This window comes from Bradyrhizobium forestalis, assembly GCF_002795245.1.
GTDB classification, from domain to species: Bacteria; Pseudomonadota; Alphaproteobacteria; order Rhizobiales; family Xanthobacteraceae; genus Bradyrhizobium; species Bradyrhizobium forestalis.
In genome coordinates this window covers 53481-76183 of sequence record NZ_PGVG01000012.1, presented here as the reverse complement: position 1 = coordinate 76183, position 22703 = coordinate 53481, and the positions used below count along the sequence as shown (strand labels likewise).

The window sequence follows — 22703 nt, the reverse complement described above, 5'->3', positions numbered from 1 at the left end:
CTATTTGACTTTGCCCATCGGCAGCAGGTTGGCGATCTTCTCGCCAAGCCGCATCAAGGCGACCAGCCGCGGCCGCGGCACCTTCAGCATCTGCGTGAACCAGTGGTCGGCGAGCTCGGTGAACGCGAGCATCTCCTTCAGGCGCTTGGCTGCGACGGAACTGATAGCGGGATCGTCGGTGGCATCGGACACGCAGGCCCGGAGCGCTGCGATCGCCGGATCGATCTCCCGTTCCTTGCGCCGCGCCGCGATCCTCGCGGCGACCTCCCAGATGTCGGTCTCGGCCTCGTAATGGTCGCGGCGGTCGCCCAAGATCGGCACGCGCCGGATCAGGTTCCAGGCGAGCAGCTCCTTCAGCGAGTTGGAGACATTGGAGCGCGCCATGCCGAGCGTGTCGGCGATGTCCTCGGCCGTCATCGGCGCCTCGGCCAGATAGAGCAGCCCGTGGATCTGGCTGACCGAGCGGTTGACCCCCCACTCGTCCCCCATGTCGCCCCAATGCAGGATGAAGCGCTCGATGGCAGCGGGAAGTTTCTTTTTTCCGGTTGTTTCTGTCATAACAGAAATTTCTGATAAATCCGGCTTCGTGTCAAGAGGCCTGCATGCCATCCGTGATACTTGCCTAAAAATGTCCCATAGAACGGAACAAATCCGCCGGCCGCGGCGTTTGTCCCCGTCGAGGCGGGGTCCGGAATGACCGAAAAGTTCAGTCAACAGAGAGACTTGTTCGAGAGCGAGCGCAGTTTCCGGCTGTTGGTTGAAGGCGTTGCGGACTACGCCCTCTACATGCTTGATCCCAAGGGCATCATCACCAGCTGGAACATCGGCGGCGAACGCATCAAGGGCTACTCTCCCGAGGAGATCCTCGGCCAGCATTTTTCCCGTTTCTACACCGAGACCGACCGCGCCAATGGCAAACCGGCGCGGGCACTTCGGATTGCGCGGGAAAAGGGCCGATACGAGGAGGAAGGCTGGCGCGTCCGCAAGGACGGCACGTTCTTCTGGGCCAGCGTTGTGATCGACCCGATCTACGAGGACGGCGCGCTGATCGGCTTCGCCAAGATCACGCGCGACATCACCGAGCGCCGCAATTCCCAGCTCAAGCTCGAGGCAATGCAGAAGCAGCTGGCCGAGTCGCAGAAATTCGATGCACTCGGACAGCTCACCGGCGGGGGTGCCCACGACTTCAACAACCTTCTGATGATCATCAGTGGCAGCCTTCACATCCTGAAGAAGAGCGCCGCCAACGACCCCAAGCTCGGGCGCGCCCTGTCTGCGATCGAGACCGCGACCAGACGCGGCGCCGCGCTGACGAACCAGCTCCTCACCTTCGCGCGGCGGCAGAGCGTCAACCCGCAGGCGATCGATTTCGCCGAACGCATCGCGGCCATCCGTGAGGTGCTCGGCGCCGGCGTGGGCAGTTCCGTGCGTCTCGCCTTCGACATCCACTCCGACACCTGGCCGATCAATGCCGACGTCTCCGAGCTCGAGACCGCGCTGCTCAACCTCGTCATCAACGCCCGCGACGCGATGCCGGACGGCGGCACGGTGACGATCGGGGCGCGCAATGTCGTGCTGAACGAGACACCCCTCGCCGGCGACTTCGTCGCGATCGACGTCACCGATACCGGGCTCGGAATTCCCTCCGACGTTCTCGACAAGATTTTCGAGCCGTTCTTCACGACCAAGCCGATCGGAAAAGGCACGGGCCTCGGCCTTTCGCAGGTGCACGGCTTCGCCCACCAGGCCGGCGGCACGGTGAAGGTCGCAAGCGAGCTCGGCAAGGGCACGACATTCACCATCGTCCTGCCGCGCGGCGCAGATGCGCCGTCGCGCGAGACATCGGGAACGCCGTTCCGCGGCAGCGGCACGGTGCTGCTGGTCGAGGACAATCCCGACGTCGCATCCGTCAGCATTGGTCTTCTGGAACAGCTCGGCTACCAAGTGCGCCGGGTCGCCGATGCCGAAGCGGCATTGCGCGAGATCGAGAGCAACGGCGTCGACTTCGTGTTCTCGGACATCGTCATGCCCGGCAAGATGGACGGGCTCAGCCTCGCCCATTACCTGCGCCAGATCCGCCCCGGCCTGCCGATCCTGCTTGCCACCGGTTACAGCGAGGTCGCCGCCGGCGTGCGCGGTGATTTCCCGATCCTGCGCAAGCCCTACGAGATCCATGAGCTGAGCGAGGCGATCGCCAAGCTGCCAAGGTGACGGCTGCATCGCCTCTACCCGCCAGCGAGGGCTATTGCATTTGAGAGCTTTCCCCTGCGGCCATCCTTCGAGACGCCCGCTTTAGACGGGCTCCTCTCCATGAACCACCTGTCAGACGACGTCTCTCAGGTGGTTCATGGAGAGGAGGCGCGTCAGCGCCGTCTCGAAGGACGAGGCGTGCGCGCAGGCTGCCGCCACGAATCATGTGCGATAGCCCTGCCGCCAGCTGGGCGAGGCAGCAGATCAACCTACACCGTCGGCAGCACCGAGAACGCTTCCCCTGCCCTGCGCAGATTCAGCTCATCCTCGCTGGCGGTTTCACTGGTGACACTGTCGACGCGCGAGGACGGCGGCCCGTGGCGACACAGCGCGACCATGTCGGCAACGTGCTTCGGCGTACCGGCAAACAGCGCCTCCACGCTGCCGTCGCGGCGGTTGCGGACCCAGCCTTCGAGGCCGCTCGTGGTGGCCTGGTATTCGACCCAAGCGCGATAGCCGACGCCCTGCACGCGGCCGCGGATCATGACCTGAAGGATCGCCCGGCTCACTTTTTCGGTCCCAGGAGATCGGCGCTGCGCGTCTTGACGTCGCTCTCGCGCATGACGCGGGCCATCAGCTCCGACGATGCCAAACCCTCGAGGCTTTTCGGCGCCATGCCCTCGCGCAACGCCTTCTGCGTCTCGTAGACCGCCTGCGTCGCCGCGGCGATCGGCGCATGCCCCTGGAGCGCGATGCGTACGCGCTGGCTCGTAAGGTGATGGAGCGCGTTCAATTCCTCCGACGCGCCGCCGAGCACGATCGGCAGGCGCGTGGCGGATGCGACGGCCTCGAGCTCGGCGCGCGACTTGATTCCGGTGAAGAACAGCGCATCGACCCCAGTTGCTTCATAGGCCTTGGCGCGGCGGATCGCATCGTCGATCGAGGTAATCGCGGCAGCGCCCGTGCGGCCCATGATCACCAGCGACGGATCGCTACGGCCGCCAAGCGCGGCTTTCATCTTGCCGATTCCTTCCTCGACCGAGATCAGCTGCGTTTTCGTCTCGCCAAAGGCAGCCGGCAGCAGCGTGTCCTCGATGGTGAGGCCGGCAGCGCCCGCGGTCTCCAGCTCCTGCACCGTGCGGCGCACGTTGAGCGCATTGCCATAGCCGTGGTCGGCATCGACGAGAACCGGGAGCGCGGAGGCGCGCGACATCCGCCGCATCTGCTCGGCCAGCTCGGTGAGCGTGATCAGCGTGACATCGGGGTCGCCGAGCACGGCGAGCGATGCGACCGACCCACCGAACATGCCAAGCGGAAAGCCGAGATCCTCGGCGATGCGGATCGAGATCGCGTCATAGACTGAGCCGGGATGGACGCACGTCCCGCCCGACAGGATCGATCGCAGTTTCTCGCGGCGGGAACGAAAGGCCATGGTTGCCTCACTCTCAATTCCTCATCCTGAGGAGCGCTTTTGCGCGCGTCTCGAAGGATGAAGACCCGGCTGTGGCCTCGCCCTTCGAGACGCCGCGCAAGCGCGGCTCCTCAGGGTGAGGGTCTACTATTGCGCTTTGGTGCGCTTACGCAAACTCCAAGATCAGCGCATCGACCGCGAGCGTCGCGCCAGCGCTCGCGTGGATCTTCTTCACGGTGCCGTCCTGCTCGGCGCGCAGCCCGTTCTGCATCTTCATGGCTTCGACCACCGCCAGCGTCTCGCCGGCCTTGACCTCCTGCCCCTCGCTTACCGCGATCGAGACCACGAGACCCGGCATCGGGCACAGCAGCTTCTTGCCGGTGTCGGAGGCCGTCGTCACCGGCATCAGCCGGGCAGACGTCGCTTCTGTCTCGGTCCAGACATAGACCGGCACCTCGACACCCTGATGCGCAAGACGAATGCCGTTGGCGATCGGCCGCGCCTGCACCGCAATGAAGTGCCCGTCGATGGTGCCCTGCCAGACCGGATCGCCCGGCTTCCACGGCGACTGCAACAGATGCGCATCGCCGGCCTTGCCGTCGGGATCGATGAAGCGGATCGCGATCGCCTCGCCCTCGCGCGCCACCTCGAGCAGAATCTCCTGGCGGTCGAGCCAGACCGCGCGGCGCCGCTCGCGCTGCACGACGCGGCCACCCATCTGGCCCGAGATCTGCCGCTTGCGCTCCCCGAGCACGTGATCGATGGCGGCGCCGACCGCGGCGATCCGCCGCGCGACCTCGCCTTCAGGCACGCGCACTGCAAAGCCCCTGGGGAATTCCTCGGCGATGAAGCCGGTCGAGAGCCGTCCCTCACGCCAGCGCGGATGGTGCATCAGCGCCGACAGGAACGGGATGTTGTGGCGGATGCCGTCAACGTAGAACGAATCCAGCGCGGTGGACTGGGCTTCGATCGCGGCCGCGCGCGATGGCGCGTGCGTGACGAGCTTGGCGATCATCGGATCGTAATGGATCGAGATCTCGCCGCCCTCCTGCACGCCGGTGTCGTTGCGGATGGTGATGCCGTCCTTGCTGGCTTCCGCCGGCGGGCGATACTTCACCAGGCGCCCGATCGAGGGCAGGAAATTGCGGAAGGGATCTTCGGCATAGAGGCGGGACTCCACCGCCCAGCCCGTCAGCGTGACGTCCTTCTGCGCGATGGCGAGCTTCTCGCCGGCGGCAACGCGGATCATCTGCTCGACGAGGTCGATGCCGGTGACGAGCTCGGTGACGGGATGCTCGACCTGGAGACGCGTGTTCATCTCGAGGAAGTAGAAGCTCTTGTCCTGCCCGGCGACGAACTCGACGGTCCCGGCGGAATCGTAGTGCACGGCTTTCGCCAGCGCGACCGCCTGCTCGCCCATCTTGCGGCGGGTGGCTTCATCGAGCAGCGGCGACGGCGCCTCCTCGATGACCTTCTGGTTGCGGCGCTGGATCGAGCATTCGCGCTCGCCGAGATAGATGACGTTGCCGTGCTTGTCGCCCAGCACCTGGATCTCGATGTGGCGGGGATCGACGATGAACTTCTCGACGAAGACGCGGTCGTCGCCGAACGAGGCCTTCGCTTCCGCTTTTGCGAGCCCAAATCCCTCCTCGACCTCCTGGGTCGAGTAGGCGATCCGCATGCCCTTGCCGCCGCCGCCTGCGGAGGCCTTGATCATCACGGGATAGCCGATCGCGTCGGCGATCCTGACCGCATGCTTGGCGTCCTCGATGACGCCGAGAAAGCCCGGCACGGTCGAGACGTCGGCGTTGGCGGCCGCCTTCTTCGATTCGATCTTGTCGCCCATCGCGGCGATCGCGCCCGGGTTCGGGCCGATGAAGACAAGGCCGGCCGCCTCCAGCGCGCGCGGAAACGCCTCGCGCTCGGACAAGAAGCCATAGCCGGGATGCACGGCCTCGGCGCCCGTCTTGCGGCAGGCCTCGACGATCTTCTCGATCACCAGATAGCTCTCGGCCGCAGCCGGCGGGCCGATCAGCACCGCCTCGTCGGCCATCTCGACATGGAGGGCATCGCGGTCGGCCTCGGAATAGACCGCAACCGTTTGAATTCCCATCTTGCGGGCAGTCTTGATGACCCGGCAGGCGATTTCGCCGCGATTGGCGATCAGAATGCGTTTGAACATGCTTTTCTTGAGTCTCGACCTTGGGCGGGACCCTTCCCTGGCCGTTGAGGCCTATGGGAGGGGCCGTGTGGCTCCCGTGGTACAGCAAAATGAGCCGGAGGCAACGGTCTAAATCCGGGGCTTCTGGCGTACCAGCGCAAGACCGAAATGGGCGCGGCGAGCCCTAGGGAAGCCGTGCAGCTTCCCGTGGCTTACCGGCCTTGGCCGCGTCCCGGACCACGCCGTGAATGAAGCCGAGCTTGCCGACCACCGCGGGCGACAGGATGAAGGGATAGAGATCGCGCAGGCCCATGGCCCGGTTGACGCTGTTCATGGCGAAGGTGAAGGGCAGCCATGCGTCGACGAGCGCCTGGACGTCCCTTGCCTCGTAGGGGTTGAAACGGATGCGCGCCGTCAACTCCCCGTCGCGGTCGACCTTGGGGCGCACCTCCATGCCGAACTCGGAGGCCATCTCCAGGGTGTCGACGATGTGGAGATAGTGCGCCCAGGTTTCGGCGAAGTCTTCCCAGGGATGCATCGTGGCATAGGCCGAGACGTAGCTCTGCTGCCAGTCCGGCGGCGGACCTTCGGCATAGTGGCGCTGCAAAGCCTGACCGTAATCGGCCGCATCGTCGCCGAACGCGGCGCGGCACTGGTCGAGCTTGCCGCCGTCGCGCACCAGCACGTCCCAGAAATAGTGGCCGACCTCGTGGCGGAAATGCCCGAGCAGCGTCCGGTAAGGCTCGCCCATCTCCAGCCGGCGCCGCTCGCGCTCGATGTCGTCGGCCTCGGTCAGCGCGATCGTGATCAGGCCGTTGTCATGGCCGGTCATGACCTTCTCGCCGCTGTGTGGATCGTCGGCGAGGAAATTGAAGATCAGGCCATGCTCGGCATTGTCCTGACGGTTCTGCAGCGGCAGCTTCCAGCGGATCAGGGAATAGAACAGCCGGTGTTTCGCCACCTCCAGCTCGCGCCAGCCGGCGAGCTGCGCGGGGTCCGACAGGTCCGGCACCATGCCGTTGTGGCGGCAGGCGCGGCAATAGCCGCTGCTGTCGCCGGTGTCCGTCAGCCAGTTGCAGGCATCGTACTCGGCATTGCGGCACAGCATGCGTCCCCTGCCCGCGTCGGCCAGGGTCGTCCAGGCCCCGCCTTGAGCCCCACCCGCGGGCTCGAGCGCCGACATCGTCTCCTTCTCCGGGAGGAAGGCGACGCGGTGACCGCAACGCTCGCAGGTGCGGTTCTCGAAATAGAGGACGTTGCCACAGGACTGACAGACAAAGAGCTTCAAGATTTGGCCTCTCCGAAAGCGCGTCCCATGAATGAGAGTTGTGGCGCCTCGCGAAGACGCGTCCGCGGCCGCATCGTTCCAGTATCAGGAACAAATTGCCAGACCGGGCGTTGCTTGACCGCACTTTCCCGCGTTCCGGCTGGCCGCGGGTCCTTCCAAACAGTCTATCTCCTCTAGGCAATGGCCATCACGCTCCGTCTGTGTGAATATTGGTCCGGCACGTGCGCACCCGCATGACAACGGCCGACGCCTTGAACGATCCCTTGCCCGAGACCATCGCCGCCGAAAGGCTGCGCCAGCACCTCGAAGACGTCGCGCGCGAGCGCGACAATGCCTATCGCGCGCTGCAGGAGCGCGAGGCCGAGCTCGCGCGCATCCAGCGCATCGGCAAGGTCGGCGGCGTCGAGGTCGTTTCCCGCGAGGGGTTCAAGACCCGCCGTTCGCCCGAATATCTGATGATCCATGGCCTGCCCCCGGAGGCCGCGGACGAGACGCACGAGGACTGGGTCAACCGTATCCATCCTGACGACCGCGACGCGGCGGTGAAACACTTCTTCGAGGCGCTTTCCGGGACGAGCGAGGATTACACCGCCGAATACCGCATCATCCGTCCGAGCGACGGCGAGACCCGCTGGATCCGGGTCGTCGCCAAGATCGAGCGCGACAAGGACGGCCGCGCCATCCGCCTCGTCGGCGCCCATATCGACATCACCGACCAGGCGTTGGCGCGGGAGACGCTGCGCGAAAGCGAGGAGCGCTTCCGGCTGATCGCCGACAGCGCGCCGGTGCCGATCTGGGTCACCAAGCTCGACCGCAAGCGCTCCTTCGCCAACAAGGCCTATGTCGACTTCGTCGGCCTGCCCTACGACCAGGCCATCGATTTCGATTGGCGCAAGGTGCTGCATCCGGACGACCTGCCGCACGTGCTGCAACAATCCGTCCAGGGTGAGGCGTCGCTGAAGCCGTTCGTGCTGGAAGCGCGCTACAGGAACGCCAGCGGCGAATGGCGCTGGCTGCGCTCGGAATCGCAGCCGCGCTGGGACCCGACCGGCAAGCATATCGGCTTCATCGGTGTCGCCCACGACATCACCGTCGCCAAGCAGGCCGAGATCGAGCTCCGGCAGATCAATGAGACGCTGGAAGAACGTATCGCCCAGCGCACCGCCGAGCTCGAATCCAACGAGGCCCGGTTGCGCGCGATCCTGGAGACCAGCAACCAGTATCAAGGCCTGGTCAATCTCAAGGGCGAGCTGCTCTACGCCAACAAGACCGCGCTCGACGGCATCAAGGCGAGCTCTAAGGACGTGGTCGGCAAGCCGTTCTGGGAAACGCCCTGGTTCACCGGCACGGAACGTATGAGCGCTGCCGTACGCGAAGCCTTCGACACCGTGCTGAAGGGCGAAGCGGTGCGGCTTGAGATGCGGCTGCGTCTTCCCATCGGCGAACGGGATTTCGACTTCGGCATGCGCCCCGTGCTCGACCGCTACGGCAACATCACCGGCGCCGTGCCCGAAGCCGTCGACATCACCGAGCGCCGTCTCGGCGAAGAGGCGCTGCGCCAGTCGCAGAAGATGGAGGCGATCGGCCAGCTCACCGGCGGCGTCGCCCACGACTTCAACAACCTCCTCACCATCATCCGCTCGGCCACGGACTTCCTGCGCCGGCGCGAGTTATCGGAAGAGCGCCGCCGCCGCTATGTCGACGCCATCTCCGACACCGTCGAGCGCGCCTCGAAACTGACCGCGCAGCTTCTGGCCTTCGCCCGCCGGCAGCCGCTGAAGCCGCAGATCTTCAATGTCGGCCGCCAGGTCGAGGGCGTGGCGCAGCTGATCCGGCCGCTGGTCGGCGGCCGCATCGAGATCGCCGTGGAGATTCAGGACGCCGATTGCTTCACTGTCGCCGACGTCGCACAGTTCGAGACCGCCCTGATCAACCTCGCCATCAACGCCCGCGACGCCATGGAGGACGAAGGCCGCCTCACCATTGCCGTGCGCAAGGTGCAGGGCATCCCGGGCCTGCGCGCGCAATCGGCGCGCGGCGGCGACTACATCGCGATCTCGGTCGCGGATACCGGCAGCGGCATCGCGCAGGAACATCTGGAGTCCATTTTCGAACCGTTCTTCACCACCAAGGAAGTCGGCAAAGGCACCGGCCTCGGCCTCAGCCAGGCGTTCGGCTTCGCAAAGCAGTCCGAGGGCGACATCGCGGTGACGAGCACGCAGGGCGAAGGCGCGACCTTCACCATCTACCTGCCGCAGGCCCAAAGCCCCGCCACCGAGAGGGACGCGGCGGCGCTGACCAGCGAGGCTGCGACCACCGGGCGCGGCTACCGCGTGCTCGTGGTCGAGGACAATGACGATGTCGGCCAGTTCTCGACCGAGCTTCTGGAAGATCTTGGCTATGTCGTCCGCCGCGTCGCCGACGCCAATGCGGCGCTCGCGATCCTCAGCGAGAATGAATTTGCCGTCGACCTCGTCTTCTCCGACGTCATCATGCCCGGCATGAACGGCGTCGAGCTTGCCGGCATCATCCGCGAGCGCTATCCGGGCCTGCCCGTGGTGCTCACCTCTGGCTACAGCAACGTGCTCGCCGAAAGCGCCCATCGCGGCTTCGAGCTGATCCAGAAGCCGTATTCGGTGGAATCGCTCTCGCGCATCCTGCGTAAGGCAATCACGGAGAAGCTGCCGGTGGCAAGGTGAGTTTCAGCCAAATGCACCCTGTCGTCCCGGACAAGCGCGCCCAAAGCGCGCGCCGATCCGGGACCCATACTCCCAGGGAGAAATCGTAGCGCGAGCCGGTCATTGTGAGCCCTCGCCAAACTCCATCCTGTGGTTATGGCTCCCGGATCTGCGCTTGCGCTTGTCCGGGACGACGACGGAGTGTTGGACTGCGACACGGGATACGACCACATGAAGGCAACACACCCATGAAACCCGCCCTCCTCTCCGCCTGGCAGACCTGGGCGCTGCTCTCTGCCTGCTTTGCGGCGCTGACCGCGATCTTCGCCAAGGTCGGCGTCGAGAACATCAATCCGGACCTCGCCACCTTCATCCGCACCATCGTGGTGCTGCTCGCCTTTGCGGTGCTGCTGTTCTTCACCGGACAATTCGTCGTGCCCACTGCGGTCTCGCCAAAGACCTGGGTGTTCCTGGTGTTGTCAGGACTGGCAACCGGCGCATCCTGGCTCTGCTATTTCCGCGCACTGAAACTCGGCCCCGCGACGCTGGTCGCCCCGATCGACAAGCTCAGCGTCGTGCTGGTCGCCCTGTTCGCTTTCGCGTTCCTCGGCGAGCGGCCGACGGCGCAGGGCTGGATCGGCATCGCCATGATCAGCGCGGGCGCGGTATTGCTGGCAATCAAGTTTTGAGGCTGGCGGATCTATCCGGCACGCGGTAGTCAGGGACGGAATTTGGAGATCGACTTGCCGCCCCCGCCGTCTGACGCCATCTGGGCCTGGAGCATCATCGTCGCCGCGACCGCAGGCGTCATCATCCGCCCGTTTCGCATGCCGGAGGCGATCTGGGCCGTGATCGGCGCAGCAACGCTGGTGCTGCTCGGTTTGCTGCCGTGGCAAGATGCACTGACAGGCATCGAGAAAGGCATCGATGTCTATCTCTTTCTGATCGGCATGATGCTGATCGCCGAGCTGGCGCGGCTCGAAGGCCTGTTCGATTATCTGGCCGCTTTCGCGGTCGAGCATGCACGCGGCTCGCCGCAGCGGCTGTTCCTGCTGATCTATCTGGTCGGGACATTGGTGACGGTGCTGCTCTCGAACGACGCAACCGCGATCGTGTTGACGCCCGCGGTCTACGCCGCGACGCGCGCGGCCGGCGCCAAGCCGCTCCCCTACCTCTTCGTCTGTGCCTTCATTGCCAATGCCGCAAGCTTCGTGCTGCCGATCTCCAATCCGGCCAACCTCGTCGTGTTCGGCAAGAACATGCCGCATCTGGGGACCTGGCTGCGCCAGTTCGCTCTGCCGTCGCTCGCCTCGATTGGTCTCACCTATATCGCCCTGCGCCTCGCTTTGCGTCGCGAGCTGAAGGACGAAACCATCGAAACGCGGGTGCCTCATCCCAAACTCAGCCGCGGTGGCCTGTTGACGGCCTATGGCATCGGCGCCATCGGCATCGTGCTGATCTGGGCCTCGGCCCTCGACCTGCAATTGGGTCTGCCGACGTTCATCTGCGGTGTGGCGACGGCCGCGCTCGTGCTGCTGATCAACCGGCAATCGCCTTTGCCCGTGCTGCACGGTGTCTCCTGGAGCGTGCTGCCGCTGGTCGGCGGGCTCTTCGTCATGGTGGAAACGCTGGTGAAGACCGGCGTGATTGCACAGCTCAGCGCGCTGCTGCACCAGGCGGTCTCGCAATCGGTGTCCCAGGCCGCCTGGAGCGTCGGCATCGCCACCGCGCTCGCCGACAACATCGCCAACAATCTTCCGGTCGGCCTCGTCGCCGGCTCCGTCGCGGCCAACGATCATCTGCCCGCAACGGTCGTCAGCGCCATCCTGATCGGCGTCGATCTCGGCTCCAATCTGTCGGTGACCGGATCGCTCGCCACCATCCTTTGGCTGGTCGCGCTCCGGCGCGAGAAGATCGATGTCGGTGCCTGGCCGTTCCTCAAGCTCGGTCTGCTGGTGACGCCCCCTGCCTTGATCGCTGCGCTGGCGGTTGCCATCAGATAGCGTCAAAACGCGCCTGCATAGATAAAGGCAGCTATTTGCGGTGCATCAATGCCGGTGGTGCGGCCGCGGCTAGAGTTCGCTTGTCGCGAGCTTCAGATAGGCCGCGGCAAGGAAGGTCATCATGCAGATTCGATCAAAGTCGCTGCCGCAGAGCTTCTCTCTGCGTCGCGGAATTCAGAGCTTCGTTGCGCCCGCCGAAGGTCGCGCGGAGACGTCCCATCCCCTGCTCGTCTTCTCCGTCGCAGTGCTGCTGGCCCTGTTCGCCATCGTGGAGATCGACCTGCATACGGCCCAGCTTCAGGCCATCGGTCTGCTCGGCCATGGCACCGGGATCGATCCCGTCTTTCTGAGCCCGTAGCGGGAGAAGCCCGATCGCGGCCCCAAGGCCGCGACCGGGCAATTTGTCAGTCGTTCTCGTAACCGTAGACTTCCGGCAGGATGAAGATCGCCGCGAGCAATCCGATCAGCGGGAAGATCGCGACGAACAGCGTGGCGTTGGCCTGCCCGATCGCCGCGAACAGCGAGGGGAACAGGAAGATCGCCAGGAACGACGGCAGCTTCACGAACATGTAGGCGAAGCCGCTGGCGGTGCCGCGATATTTCGGCTTGGCGACCATGGTCGGGATCGTCATGCAGTTCGAGGCGTCCCAGTAATGGCCCCACAGCATCGCGGCGGCGGCAAACGGCAGCAGCATCTTGTTGTCGGTGTAGAGCGCGAGGGCCGCGACGAGCAGCGATACCAGCACGATCGAGAAGCCGGCGATCGAGATGCCACGATGACCGATCTTCGGCGTCAGCAAGGGTCCGACCCAGCCCGACAGCCCCGCGAAGGCAAACAGCGCCATCGTCACCAGATTGTTGCCGAGAATTGACGAAACGCCGACCATCGCGAACAGCACCGGCAGGTAGAACGCGAAGGTCGAGAACTCGCTTGCTTGCATGAAGCAGGCAATCCAGCCGTAGACCGTCGCGCGCCAGCGGATCGGGTCCTTCTTGAGGTCGGCGAGGAACGCGCGGGTCGAGACCTTCGGCACCTCGACGTCCCGATCCGGCAGCATGTCGAGATTGTCGTTGAACATCTCACGGGCGACCTGCTTGGCCTCGCGGTAGCGCCCCTTCTGCACCAGCCACACCGCCGTCTCCGGCACGTCGTGGCGCATGATGAGGATGATCAGCGCCGGCACCGCGCCGAGGCCGAGCGTCACGCGCCACAGCATCTCGTGGTTCATGTCGACCAGGAGGAAGATCACGATGACGCCGATGGTCAGGACCTCGCCGACGGCGAACATGAACTGCCAGCGGTTGCCCATGACTTCGCGCTCGCCCTTGGCCATGGATTCCATGATGTAGGTGTAGCCGGTCGAGATGTCGGAGCCGAGCGGAATGCCGAGCAGGAAGCGGATCACGACGAGCCAGGCCACGTTCGGCACGAAGGCCTGCGCGAGCGCCAGCACGATGAACATCACCATCGTCGCCAGGAACATGACCCGGCGCCCGATCTTGTCGGACAGCCAGCCGCCGAGCAGCGCGCCGATCAGGGCGCCGCCTTGCGTGCCCGCCGCGGCAAGGCCGAGCATCAGCGGATCGGGATTGTACTGCTCCTTGATGAAAATCAGCACGAAGGCGATCGAATAGAGGTCCCAGGCCTCGACCAGGATCGAGGCCATCATCAGCCAGCCGACCTTGTTGCCCTTGGGGCTGTAGTTGGTGATGAGGTAGCGGACCGCGGCTTCGCTCGCGGTCGTTTGTGGCATCGCCATCGTTGTCATTCTTCTTCCTTTCCTCAGAACTCTCTACGTGCCGAGCAGCGGCTCGATGCTGCAATCGAGCAGGCGCGGGTCGATCCCCGCCTCCATGCCCGTGAACATCTCGCCCATGTAGTCGATCAGTGCATCGCTCGCCTTCACGGCCTCCTCGACGCGGCGGCTGGCGACGGCACTGAGAATGGCGAGATGATGATCGATCGTGCCTGACAGATCCGCCTGCCCCGGCATGAAGCGGTGGTGGATGTAGCCGATGCGCCGATACAGCGTGTGCAGCGGCCGCAGCGTGTGCACCAGGAACGGCTCGCCGGCTGCCTCAAGCACCAGTGCATCGATACGACGATCGAGGCTGTTGAATTCGTCGAGGGTTAGGGTGGCGCGGCGCTCGCGCAGCAGACGCTCGATGTGAAGCGCCTGATTGCGATGCGACAGGCTGGCGCGATCGGCCGCGAGACGGATCACGAAACGCTCCATGTCACGGCGCAAGGCCAGCAGCATGCGCTCGCGCGCCAGATCGATCGGGGCGATGTGCAGGCCATGACGGGGCCGGATGATGATGAGCGTGTCGGCCGAGAGACGATTGACGGCGTGATGCACCGGCGTGCGCCCGAAACCGGTGATCTGCTGCAATTCCAGCATCGTCATGAATTGTCCGGGCTTGAGCTCGCAATGAACGAGCAGCTCCTCGATCCTCTGATAGGCCAGCTCGAAGAAATTGAGTCGGTTGCGCCGCGAGGGCCTGCCCTCGCTGTCGTCGTGTCTCACCACCTCGAGCGCGCGCTTGCGCCGTGCCATGTCGTTCTCTCCCGTCAGGTTCGCGCTCTCGTTGTTGGGCGGCGCTTTGTTTGTGGCACCCTTAAAACATGTTGTGATATATTACAAGCAGGCGTAAGACTTCCACGCAACATGCAACATGCTGCAATGCAAAATGAGACGTCGGCGCGAGGCGCCCGTGATGGGAGGATAGTTGCCGTGAAGATCACGTCGATCGAGACGCTGCGTACCGAGGAATTCTCCAACGTCATCTGGGTGCGCGTCCACACCGACGCCGGCGTGATCGGTCTCGGCGAGACCTTCTATGGTGCGGGCGCGGTCGAGGCGCAGATCCACGACACCTTTGCCGGCCGCCTGCTCGGCCGCAATCCCCTGCACATCGAGGCGATCCATCGCGACATGCTGAATCTGCCGATGGCGCAGTCGTCCACCGGTGTCGAGTATCGCGCGGCCTCCGCCATCGACATCGCGCTGTGGGATTTGTTCGGCAAGGTCTGCGGCCAGCCGGTGCATCAGATGCTCGGCGGCCTCTGCCGCGACAAGCAGCGCATCTACAACACCTGCGCCGGCACGCAATATGTCCGCTCGACCAATATCAGCCCAGTCGCGAACTGGAATCTCGGCGCCTCCAAGGGACCCTATGAAGATCTCGACGGCTTCATGAACCATGCCGATGTACTCGCCGAAAGCCTGCTCGAAAGCGGCATCTCGGCGATGAAGATCTGGCCGTTCGATCCGGCCGCGCAGGAGAACAAGGGCCTCTACATCACCGCCGCCCAGATGAAGCAGGCGATCGAGCCGTTCGAGAAGATCCGCAAAGCCGTCGGCGACAAGATGGAGATCATGGTCGAGCTCCATTCGCTGTGGAATCTGCCGACCGCCAAGCAGATCGCGCGCGCGCTCGAGCCCTACAAGCCGACCTGGTACGAGGACCCCATCCGGATGAACTCGCCGCAGGCGCTGGCCGAATATGCGCGTTCGACCGACGTCTGGGTCTGCGCCAGCGAGACGCTGGGCTCGCGCTTTCCCTACAAGGACATGCTCGACCGCGACGCCATGCATGTGGTGATGGCGGACCTGTGCTGGACCGGCGGCCTCACCGAAGGCCGTAAGATCGCGGCGATGGCCGAGACCTATCACCGGCCGTTCGCGCCGCACGATTGCATCGGCCCGATCGGCTTCATCGCGGCCATCCACATGTCGTTCAGCCAGCCCAACACGCTGATCCAGGAATCGGTGCGCGCCTTCTACAAGGGCTGGTACAATGAACTCGTCACCACGATGCCCGTGATCAAGGACGGCTACGTCTTCCCGATGGAAGGACCCGGCCTCGGCGTCGACCTTCTGCCCGCCGTATTCGAGCGCTCAGATCTCACCGTGCGCCGTTCCAACACTTAAGGATTCCTCGAGATGAGCACTTCTCTCTTCGACCTCTCAGGCCGCACCGCGCTCGTGACCGGCTCCTCCCGCGGCCTCGGCCGCGCCATTGCGGAGGGCATGGCCAAGGCCGGCGCGAAGATCATCATCAACGGCGTCGACCCCAAGCGCGTCGAGCAGGCCGTCGCCGAGTTTCGCAGCGCGGGTTACCAGGCCGAAGGCGCCGCCTTCAACGTCACCGACGAGCCCGCGATCATCGCGGCCTTCAACGACTTCGACAAAAAGGGCCTCGCCGTCGACATCGTCGTCAACAATGCCGGCATTCAGCACCGCAAGCCGTTGGTCGAGTTCACCACCGACGAATGGCGCAAGGTGATCGAGACCAACCTCACCAGCGCCTTCGTGATCGGCCGCGAGGCTGCCAAGCGCATGATCCCGCGCAAGCGCGGCAAGATCATCAATATCGGCTCGCTCGGCAGCGAGCTCGCGCGCCCCACCATCGCGCCCTACACCGCCGCCAAGGGCGGCATCAAGAACCTGACCCGCTCGATGGCGGTGGAATGGGCCCAGCACGGTATCCAGGCCAATGCGATCGGCCCCGGCTACATGCTGACCGACATGAACGAGGCACTGGTCAACAACGCCGATTTCAACAATTGGCTGATGGGGCGCATTCCCTCCAAGCGCTGGGGCAAGCCGGATGAGCTGGTCGGCGCGGCGATCTTCCTGGCGTCGGACGCCTCCACCTACGTCAACGGCCAGATCATCTATGTCGATGGCGGCATGATCGCCGCGATGTGACCTGCGAAGTCTAGGGAGCAAGCCATGCGCGCCGTCGTCATTCACGCCCCAAAGGACCTGCGGATCGACAATTACCCCGACCCGGCACCCGGCCCCGGCGAGGTCCGCGTCAAGATCGCCAATGGCGGCATCTGCGGCTCGGACCTGCACTACTACCATCATGGCGGCTTCGGCGTCGTGCGCATCCAGCAGCCGATGGCGCTGGGGCATGAGATCGCGGGCGTCGTCGCCGCGGTCGGCGACGGCGTCACCACCGTGAAGACTGGCACGCGCGTTGCGGTCAATCCGAGCAAGCCGTGCGGCCAATGCCTGCACTGCCAGGAAGGCCTGCGCAACCAGTGCCTCGACATGCGCTTCCTCGGCAGCGCGATGCGCTTTCCGCATGTGCAGGGCGGCTTTCGCGAGTTCATCACGGTCGATGCGACGCAGGCCGTGCCGATCTCAGACAAGCTCTCGCTGGCGGAAGCGGCGGTGGCCGAGCCGCTCGCGGTATGCCTGCACGCCGGCAAGCAGGCCGGTCCCCTGCTCGGCAAGCGCGTGCTGATCACCGGCTGCGGCCCGATCGGCGCGCTGATGATCCTGGTCTCGCGCTTCGGCGGCGCATCCGAGATCGTGGTGACGGATGTGGCCGACGCGCCGCTCGCCGTCGCGAAAGAGCTCGGCGCCACGCATGCCATCAATGTCGCGACCAACGCCGCTGCGCTCGACCCGTGGCGCACCGGCAAGGGCGTGTTCGACACGCTGTTCGAGGCCTCCGGCAACCAGGCTGCGCTCCGCACGGCGCTCGACGTGCTGCGCCCCGGTGCTATCCTCGTGCAGCTTGGCCTCGGCGGCGAGATGACGTTGCCGATCAACTCCATCGTCGGCAAGGAACTGCAGCTCCGCGGTACCTTCCGCTTCGATCCCGAGTTCGAGCTGGCGGTGCGGCTGATGGGCGAAGGCCTGATCGACGTCAAGCCGCTGATCACGGCGACCATGCCGTTCGAGAACGCGGTCGCCGCCTTCGAGCTCGCCAGCGACCGCTCGCAGTCGATGAAGGTGCAGCTGACGTTCTGAGCGCGGCGCGTCTTGGTTCACCTCTCCCGTAGGGAGAGGTGAACACCAGCGTAGCTACTGGCTGTCGATCAGCCGATCCCTGACGAGCCGCACCGCCCCGCGCTTCCAGGAATAGTCTGCGCCCATGCGCAGGCCGCTGTCGCCGCGCGCCAGCACCGCGCCGGTCCCGGCATCGCGAACCTGGAAGCCGAGCGTGTATTCGGTGCGGCTGACGCGGCGCACCACGCCCATCAGTGACTGGTCTGCACCGAGCTTCTGCGCAATGGAGGCCTCGCAGCCGCCGCAATCGCGCAGAGCGCCCGCCCTCGCCGCTTCTGTGCCGACATCGACGATCCGATAACGGCCGGATTGGCTGAGCGCCTCGCGTACACCGCCGGTGACCTCGGCCAGGTACGAGGCATCCGAACCGGCTGACGCGCCCGCGGAGGCGGCGGTCATGTCCTCGAGCTCGAAATCGAACACGGCAAGCGCGACCGGCGCGGGCGTGCCGAGCGCAGCCATGACCTCGCGGGACACGAAGACCTCGGCGCGCTCCCATGATTCATCATTGTCGCCGCGGAAGCTGTAGAGCTTGTCCATCACGAGCTTCTTGGCGCCGACGTCGATCACGGCGACCTTCGCCCATTGCACCAGCGTGCTCGTCTTCTGGATGCCGCCGATGACCTTGAACGCCGCTCCGTCCTGGGCGGACGGCACCAAGCGATAGCGCTGGTCCGCGTCGATGTCCCTTCGAAGCGCGGCCATGAACGCCGCCAGCCGCCGCTCGTGGGCGGCGGTCTGGTTGGTCGGCTCGGCCGAGGTATCGGTGTAGCTGAAATCGTCCATGGCGACGCCGATGGCGGCCTGCGCAGCGACGGGCGAGCAAGAGAGGACGAAGAGGAGACAGGCAGAGAGAACCAGCCGGCAGCGGTGCATGAACGGGCCTCGTGGATGGAACGCAAATCTGGACGGGCCGCCTGAGGCCGCGCAGCTGTGGTTGTCCCGACGAACGCCGGGAAAATTTCACGACGTTGCACTGCGGTAGGGCGGGAACGCTTCCCGCCGCTGGCGTTCTGCCGTTTAATGAGGGCGCGACAAACCCGTTCGCACCAGGTGCAAGCCGATGTGGAATCGCCCGAGGTTCGATCTCAAGGTCCGTCTGACGCTACGCGTGGCCGCGATATCGGCCGCCTGCTTCGCCGCGATCTCCGCCTATTTCCTTGTCACGGCCGACAGCGCGGCGCATGCGCGCATCGACGGTATCGCCGCCATCGTGGCGAAGACACTGGAGCTGCAACAGGGCAAGGTCCAATGGGTGGCGAGCCCCCGCTCGGACTTTCCGAACCTCGACCCGGTGTCGGCCCATGTGATGACGCCCGGCCTGTGCCTCGGATTCCGGAGCCCGAGCGGCGACATGCTGCAGCGTTTCTGTAGTGGCGCGCCTGCCCCTGCGAGCCCGCCGCCGCAAGCCTTCGCCGCGTTCTATCGCAGCCTGTTCGACCCCGGCCGCGAGGCGGCACGGCCCGTGATCGTGCGCGGAACCAAGCTCGGCGAGACCGTGGTCTCGGTCGATCCGGCCGTGCAGACGGCCGAGGCCTGGCACGAGGCCGGCCGCTTGATGATCGCGCTTGCGATCGCGCTGCCGCTGCTCTGCGCGCTGGTCTATGCCGCACTGGCCCGCGCCCTGCGCCCCACCCGCATGATCGGCAACGGCCTCGAGCGGATCGCCGCCGGTGACCTCACGACGCGGTTGCCGCCGTTCGATCTCGCCGAGCTCTCCGCCATCCGGGACGTCTTCAACCACCTCGCCGAAAGCCTCGACACCGCGCTGGCCGAGCGCAGCGAGCTCACGCGGAAGCTGATCGCGCTCCAGGACGAGGAGCGCCGCCACCTCGCGCGCGAGCTGCATGACGAGTTCGGCCAGTCGCTCGCCGCGATCCGCGCGCTGGCCGCGTCCGCCCGCCAGACTGCGGCGCAGGACTGCCCGGGATTGCTGGGCGAATGCGACAGCATTGCCCGGACCGCGACCGGCATGATGGAGACGCTGCGCGGTGCGCTGTTCCGGTTGCGACCGCCCGATGTCGACGAGCTCGGCCTGGTCGCCAGCCTCGAAGGCCTGGTGTCGGGGTGGAACGGCCGCAGCCGCGGCCAGACGCGCTACGATATCCGGTTCGACGGTGCCTTCGAAAGCGTGCCAGCCTCCGTCAGCGCCAATCTCTATCGCATCGTGCAGGAGGCGCTCACCAACGCGGCCAAGCACGCCGGCGCCACGAGCGTCAGCCTGCATCTGACGATGGCCGAAAGCGAGATCGCGCTCGCGATCGAGGACGATGGCCGGCCGAACGAGGCTGCCGTCAAATCCGGCATGGGCCTGCTCGGCATGCGCGAACGCGTCGCCGCGCTCCGCGGCCGGCTGAGCTTTGAGACCGGCCCCCATGGTTCCGCGCTGCGCGTGTCCATTCCGCTTGCGGCCGCCGATCGGCAGGCGCTGGAGCACGCGGCATGAGCACGGCTGAGGCGACCATCCTGCTGGTCGACGACCATTCCGTCGTCCGCGAGGGCTATCGCTCCGTGCTGCAGAAGCAGCCGGGCCTGCGCGTCATCGCCGAGGCGGCTGACGGTGCGGAGGCCTACCGGCTGTACAAATCCGAGGCGCCCGATCTCGTCATCATGGACCTCAGCTTGCCCGGCATCGGCGGCATCGAGGCCGTCAGGCGGATCAGGCAGTGGGACAAGGCGGCACGAATCCTCGTCTTCACCATGCACGAGAATGCCGGCTTTGCCGTGCAGGCGATCCGCGCCGGTGCGAGGGGTTACGTCACCAAGACCAGTCCGCCCGAGACCTTGGTGCGCGCGGTGAAGGACGTGCTCGCCGGCAAGATCGCCATCAGCCCCGACATCGACCACGAGCTTGCGCTCAGCCGCATCAGCGGCGAGAGCTCGGCCGCCGACGTGCTGACGCCGCGCGAATTCGAGGTGCTGCGGCTGCTGCTCGCCGAGAACACGACGGAGCAGATCGCCGAGACGCTGCATGTCAGCCCGAAGACGGTGGCGAACCTGCATTCCCTGATCAAGGACAAGCTCGGCGTCGGCTCCGACATCGAGCTGGTCCGGCTGGCGCTGCGCCAGGGACTGTTGACGGAAGTCTGATTGCCGCTGCCTTACGGCTCCAGCTTCGTTCCATCAGGCGAGAACGCCTCCACCCTGTCACCGATCCTGAACGACATCATGTCACGACCGACGAGCAACGGGCCGTTGTAAGCCGTGCGCGTGCGCAGGATCAGCGGCTCCTCGGGAATGTCGGGCGCGGGCTTCACCGTGCCGAACACGATGTGGGAGTAAACGGCGAGTTTTGGCTTGGACGAAGCAAAGATGCGGCCGGCCTCTTCGGGCGAGGTGTGGTGAGCCTGGATGTCCTTATAGACGGGATTTTTGACCAGCAGCTCCGGCTCGATGACCGCGACCTCGTGGATCAGGAGATCGGCGCCCTCGGCCGCCTTCGCGATACGCTCGTCGTACTTGGTGTCGCCTGAGAGCACGACCTTGTGGCCGCCATATTCGACGATGTAACCGAACGAGGGCCTGATCTTCTCGCCGTGGTTCACCTCGATCGCGCTGACCTTCACGCCGTTGTTCTCATAGACCGGCCCGGCTTCGATATCCTTGGCCGCGAATGTGACCGCTACGGGATCGAGATGCTCGTCATCGATGCGGATGCGGATGTCGTCGGCGAAAGCCTTGGTGAGGTTTTCCGTCATGGCGACGGTCCCCTTCGGGCCGTAGAGCTTCATCGGACCCTTGCGCGAGGCCCAGGACGTGGCGAGCCAGCCGGTCAGCCACATGTCGGGAAGGCCGACGATGTGATCGGAATGCAGATGCGTGATGAAGCTCGCGGTAATCGCGCCGAGGGGAATCTTCAGCTTGTAGAGCTGCATGGTCGCGCCGCGGCCGAGATCGAACAGCAGTTTTTCGCTGCCCGCCTCCACCAGCGTCGAAGCGCTGAAGCTGGTCGGCCGCGGCGTCGGCACGCCGGTGCCGAGCAGCGTGACCTTGATCGGTTCGGCCGAGACAACCGTCGTGAACGCGAGCAGCACAAGGCTTGCCCTCAAGAAGGTTTTGAACATGTCATCCTTTGCTGGGCATCAAATTGTTTGCCGCGCCGCCGCGGATCATTCACGTGCGATCACCGAATCCAGCCATGCGCAATTCAGCGGCGGCACGCGCGGGTCGGCGACGCGCACGCCGCGCGCGGCCGCATCGAGCCGCATGTCGCGCAATCGCTTGCGTTGTTCTTCGGGCATATGGAGCCGCTCGTGGCCCCATAGGGAGGGCCCATCAAAGGTCTCGTGCGGCTCCCAGGTTTCGGGATCGATGACGCGCCCGCCCCAGCCGTATTCGATGAAGAAGCCGGACGGCGTATTTACGTAGAACGAGGTCATGTGGTCGTTGGTGTGTCGGCCCAGCGTGTAAGCGATGCGCCCCTCGTCCATCTGCGCGAGGTCGTAGCCCTGCCCGATATCATCGAGACTACCGAGCTCGACCATGAAATGATGTAGCGCCTTCCGTCCCGAGCCGACCATCGCAAAGGAGTGGTGGCGGCCATTGACGTGGAAGAAATAAAGCCCGTAAGGCTTCAGCCCAAAATCGGAGACGTGAAAGCCGAGCACGTCGCGATAGAACGGCAAAAGCGGCTCGACGTCCTCCACATTGAGCACGACATGCCCCATGCCGAGCGCGCCGGTGCGGAAGCCCGAGATCGGGCGGCCCGGCATGAAGGGCTCGCTCGCAAGCTCAGGCTTGCAAAAAGCTTCCAGCCGGTTGCCGGCGGGATCGGCAAACGCGATCAGTTCGGCGGCATGCCGCTCGTCAGCGAGCGCGCGCAAGCCTCGGACCACCTTGATGCCATGGCTTTCCAACCGTCCTGCCAACTGGTCCAGTTCGGCGGTCGAAGGAACTTCCCATCCCATCACCGCAAGGCCGGCGTCGCTGCTGCCGTCGACAATCAGGCGCTGCTTGCGGTCGTCCATGCGAAAAGCGCGCATCTTGGCGCCGCGATCGACCTGCTGCATGCCGAGCAGCCCGGTCGCCATCTGGCTCCACTGGTCAAGCTGGGATGAATTGATCCCGATATAGCCGAGCGCTGTGATTTCCATCGACGTCCTCCCGAAGGCATCGCGATCGCCGCACTGCGGCGAGCTTGATACCGGCCGCGCGCGATCCTA

Annotated in this window: 20 protein-coding genes; 10 read left to right on the top strand and 10 right to left on the bottom strand. The window is 65.3% G+C overall.

Annotated elements, in window-relative coordinates:
* Entirely contained in the window at nt 1–558 is a 558-nt protein-coding gene (locus tag CVM73_RS16610; protein WP_100233031.1) for a GbsR/MarR family transcriptional regulator, read from the bottom strand.
* Nucleotides 559–693: 135 nt separating this feature from the next.
* On the opposite strand from CVM73_RS16610, the gene CVM73_RS16605 reads away from it, so the two are divergent.
* The gene (locus CVM73_RS16605; RefSeq protein ID WP_100233030.1) at nt 694–2211 is read left to right on the top strand and encodes a PAS domain-containing sensor histidine kinase; all 1518 of its coding nucleotides are present in this window, start codon (nt 694–696) and stop codon (nt 2209–2211) included.
* A gap of 248 nt (nt 2212–2459) precedes the next feature.
* On the opposite strand, the gene CVM73_RS16600 is transcribed toward CVM73_RS16605, so the two are convergent.
* The 4 genes from CVM73_RS16600 to CVM73_RS16585 form a co-directional block, all read right to left on the bottom strand.
* On the bottom strand, nt 2460–2759 hold the full coding sequence (locus tag CVM73_RS16600; protein ID WP_100233029.1) for an acylphosphatase: 300 nt from the start codon (nt 2757–2759) through the stop codon (nt 2460–2462).
* On the bottom strand, nt 2756–3622 hold the full coding sequence (locus CVM73_RS16595; protein WP_100233028.1) for an isocitrate lyase/PEP mutase family protein: 867 nt from the start codon (nt 3620–3622) through the stop codon (nt 2756–2758). Before CVM73_RS16595 ends, CVM73_RS16600 begins: the two co-directional genes overlap by 4 nt.
* Before the next feature lie 145 nt (nt 3623–3767).
* Complete coding sequence (locus tag CVM73_RS16590; RefSeq protein ID WP_100233027.1) at nt 3768–5783, bottom strand: acetyl-CoA carboxylase biotin carboxylase subunit; 2016 nt, start codon at nt 5781–5783, stop codon at nt 3768–3770.
* Nucleotides 5784–5946: 163 nt separating this feature from the next.
* A complete protein-coding gene (locus tag CVM73_RS16585; RefSeq protein WP_100233026.1) occupies nt 5947–7050 on the bottom strand; it encodes a zinc-binding metallopeptidase family protein in 1104 nt (367 codons plus the stop codon).
* A 221-nt stretch (nt 7051–7271) separates the two neighbouring features.
* Between CVM73_RS16585 and CVM73_RS16580 the strand changes: the two genes are divergently transcribed.
* From CVM73_RS16580 to CVM73_RS16565, 4 genes are all read left to right on the top strand, one after another.
* Nucleotides 7272–9749 (top strand): PAS domain-containing hybrid sensor histidine kinase/response regulator, encoded by a 2478-nt coding sequence (locus CVM73_RS16580; RefSeq protein WP_100233130.1) that lies wholly within the window; start codon nt 7272–7274, stop codon nt 9747–9749.
* A 227-nt stretch (nt 9750–9976) separates the two neighbouring features.
* Nucleotides 9977–10417: an EamA family transporter gene (locus tag CVM73_RS16575; protein ID WP_100233025.1), complete on the top strand. Its 441-nt coding sequence runs from the start codon at nt 9977–9979 to the stop codon at nt 10415–10417.
* Nucleotides 10418–10471: 54 nt separating this feature from the next.
* Nucleotides 10472–11731, top strand: coding sequence for an arsenic transporter (locus tag CVM73_RS16570; protein WP_167406884.1), 1260 nt, complete (start codon nt 10472–10474; stop codon nt 11729–11731).
* A 121-nt stretch (nt 11732–11852) separates the two neighbouring features.
* The gene (locus tag CVM73_RS16565; protein WP_100233023.1) at nt 11853–12089 is read left to right on the top strand and encodes a hypothetical protein; all 237 of its coding nucleotides are present in this window, start codon (nt 11853–11855) and stop codon (nt 12087–12089) included.
* A 46-nt stretch (nt 12090–12135) separates the two neighbouring features.
* Here CVM73_RS16565 and CVM73_RS16560 read toward each other — a convergent pair whose 3' ends face one another.
* The gene (locus CVM73_RS16560) at nt 12136–13500 is read right to left on the bottom strand and encodes an MFS transporter (protein ID WP_100233022.1); all 1365 of its coding nucleotides are present in this window, start codon (nt 13498–13500) and stop codon (nt 12136–12138) included.
* Nucleotides 13501–13524: 24 nt separating this feature from the next.
* Nucleotides 13525–14289 (bottom strand): GntR family transcriptional regulator, encoded by a 765-nt coding sequence (locus CVM73_RS16555; protein WP_100233021.1) that lies wholly within the window; start codon nt 14287–14289, stop codon nt 13525–13527.
* A gap of 177 nt (nt 14290–14466) precedes the next feature.
* On the opposite strand from CVM73_RS16555, the gene CVM73_RS16550 reads away from it, so the two are divergent.
* From CVM73_RS16550 to CVM73_RS16540, 3 genes are read left to right on the top strand one after another with little or no spacing between them, the layout of a single operon-like run.
* A complete protein-coding gene (locus CVM73_RS16550) occupies nt 14467–15666 on the top strand; it encodes a mandelate racemase/muconate lactonizing enzyme family protein (protein ID WP_100233020.1) in 1200 nt (399 codons plus the stop codon).
* 12 nt (nt 15667–15678) lie between these two features.
* The gene (locus CVM73_RS16545; RefSeq protein ID WP_100233019.1) at nt 15679–16446 is read left to right on the top strand and encodes a glucose 1-dehydrogenase; all 768 of its coding nucleotides are present in this window, start codon (nt 15679–15681) and stop codon (nt 16444–16446) included.
* Between the two features lie 24 nt (nt 16447–16470).
* Nucleotides 16471–17502, top strand: a complete 1032-nt coding sequence (locus tag CVM73_RS16540; protein ID WP_100233018.1) for an L-idonate 5-dehydrogenase — start codon at nt 16471–16473, stop codon at nt 17500–17502.
* Between the two features lie 54 nt (nt 17503–17556).
* Here the strand turns inward: CVM73_RS16540 and CVM73_RS16535 are convergent, their stop codons facing one another.
* Nucleotides 17557–18417 (bottom strand): DUF3280 domain-containing protein, encoded by an 861-nt coding sequence (locus CVM73_RS16535; RefSeq protein ID WP_100233017.1) that lies wholly within the window; start codon nt 18415–18417, stop codon nt 17557–17559.
* 187 nt (nt 18418–18604) lie between these two features.
* Between CVM73_RS16535 and CVM73_RS16530 the strand changes: the two genes are divergently transcribed.
* Entirely contained in the window at nt 18605–19987 is a 1383-nt protein-coding gene (locus tag CVM73_RS16530; protein ID WP_100233016.1) for a sensor histidine kinase, read from the top strand.
* Nucleotides 19984–20631, top strand: coding sequence for a response regulator (locus CVM73_RS16525; protein WP_100233015.1), 648 nt, complete (start codon nt 19984–19986; stop codon nt 20629–20631). Before CVM73_RS16530 ends, CVM73_RS16525 begins: the two co-directional genes overlap by 4 nt.
* Before the next feature lie 11 nt (nt 20632–20642).
* On the opposite strand, the gene CVM73_RS16520 is transcribed toward CVM73_RS16525, so the two are convergent.
* Together CVM73_RS16520 and CVM73_RS16515 are read right to left on the bottom strand one after the other, a co-directional pair.
* The gene (locus tag CVM73_RS16520) at nt 20643–21605 is read right to left on the bottom strand and encodes an MBL fold metallo-hydrolase (protein ID WP_100233014.1); all 963 of its coding nucleotides are present in this window, start codon (nt 21603–21605) and stop codon (nt 20643–20645) included.
* A gap of 45 nt (nt 21606–21650) precedes the next feature.
* Nucleotides 21651–22634, bottom strand: coding sequence for a VOC family protein (locus tag CVM73_RS16515; protein WP_167406883.1), 984 nt, complete (start codon nt 22632–22634; stop codon nt 21651–21653).
* Nucleotides 22635–22703 lie beyond the last annotated feature (69 nt).

Bases quoted from the DNA above. Each gene is read 5' to 3' on its own strand.
- CVM73_RS16595 (WP_100233028.1), bottom strand. From the start codon at position 3,622: ATGGCCTTTCGTTCCCGCCGCGAGAAACTGCGATCGATCCTGTCGGGC.
- CVM73_RS16565 (WP_100233023.1), top strand. From the start codon at position 11,853: ATGCAGATTCGATCAAAGTCGCTGCCGCAGAGCTTCTCTCTGCGTCGC.
- CVM73_RS16515 (WP_167406883.1), bottom strand. From the start codon at position 22,634: ATGGAAATCACAGCGCTCGGCTATATCGGGATCAATTCATCCCAGCTT.
- CVM73_RS16535 (WP_100233017.1), bottom strand. From the start codon at position 18,417: ATGCACCGCTGCCGGCTGGTTCTCTCTGCCTGTCTCCTCTTCGTCCTC.
- CVM73_RS16560 (WP_100233022.1), bottom strand. From the start codon at position 13,500: ATGACAACGATGGCGATGCCACAAACGACCGCGAGCGAAGCCGCGGTC.
- CVM73_RS16605 (WP_100233030.1), top strand. From the start codon at position 694: ATGACCGAAAAGTTCAGTCAACAGAGAGACTTGTTCGAGAGCGAGCGC.
- CVM73_RS16530 (WP_100233016.1), top strand. From the start codon at position 18,605: ATGTGGAATCGCCCGAGGTTCGATCTCAAGGTCCGTCTGACGCTACGC.
- CVM73_RS16610 (WP_100233031.1), bottom strand. From the start codon at position 558: ATGACAGAAACAACCGGAAAAAAGAAACTTCCCGCTGCCATCGAGCGC.
- CVM73_RS16590 (WP_100233027.1), bottom strand. From the start codon at position 5,783: ATGTTCAAACGCATTCTGATCGCCAATCGCGGCGAAATCGCCTGCCGG.
- CVM73_RS16575 (WP_100233025.1), top strand. From the start codon at position 9,977: ATGAAACCCGCCCTCCTCTCCGCCTGGCAGACCTGGGCGCTGCTCTCT.
- CVM73_RS16555 (WP_100233021.1), bottom strand. From the start codon at position 14,289: ATGGCACGGCGCAAGCGCGCGCTCGAGGTGGTGAGACACGACGACAGC.
- CVM73_RS16520 (WP_100233014.1), bottom strand. From the start codon at position 21,605: ATGTTCAAAACCTTCTTGAGGGCAAGCCTTGTGCTGCTCGCGTTCACG.
- CVM73_RS16540 (WP_100233018.1), top strand. From the start codon at position 16,471: ATGCGCGCCGTCGTCATTCACGCCCCAAAGGACCTGCGGATCGACAAT.
- CVM73_RS16545 (WP_100233019.1), top strand. From the start codon at position 15,679: ATGAGCACTTCTCTCTTCGACCTCTCAGGCCGCACCGCGCTCGTGACC.
- CVM73_RS16525 (WP_100233015.1), top strand. From the start codon at position 19,984: ATGAGCACGGCTGAGGCGACCATCCTGCTGGTCGACGACCATTCCGTC.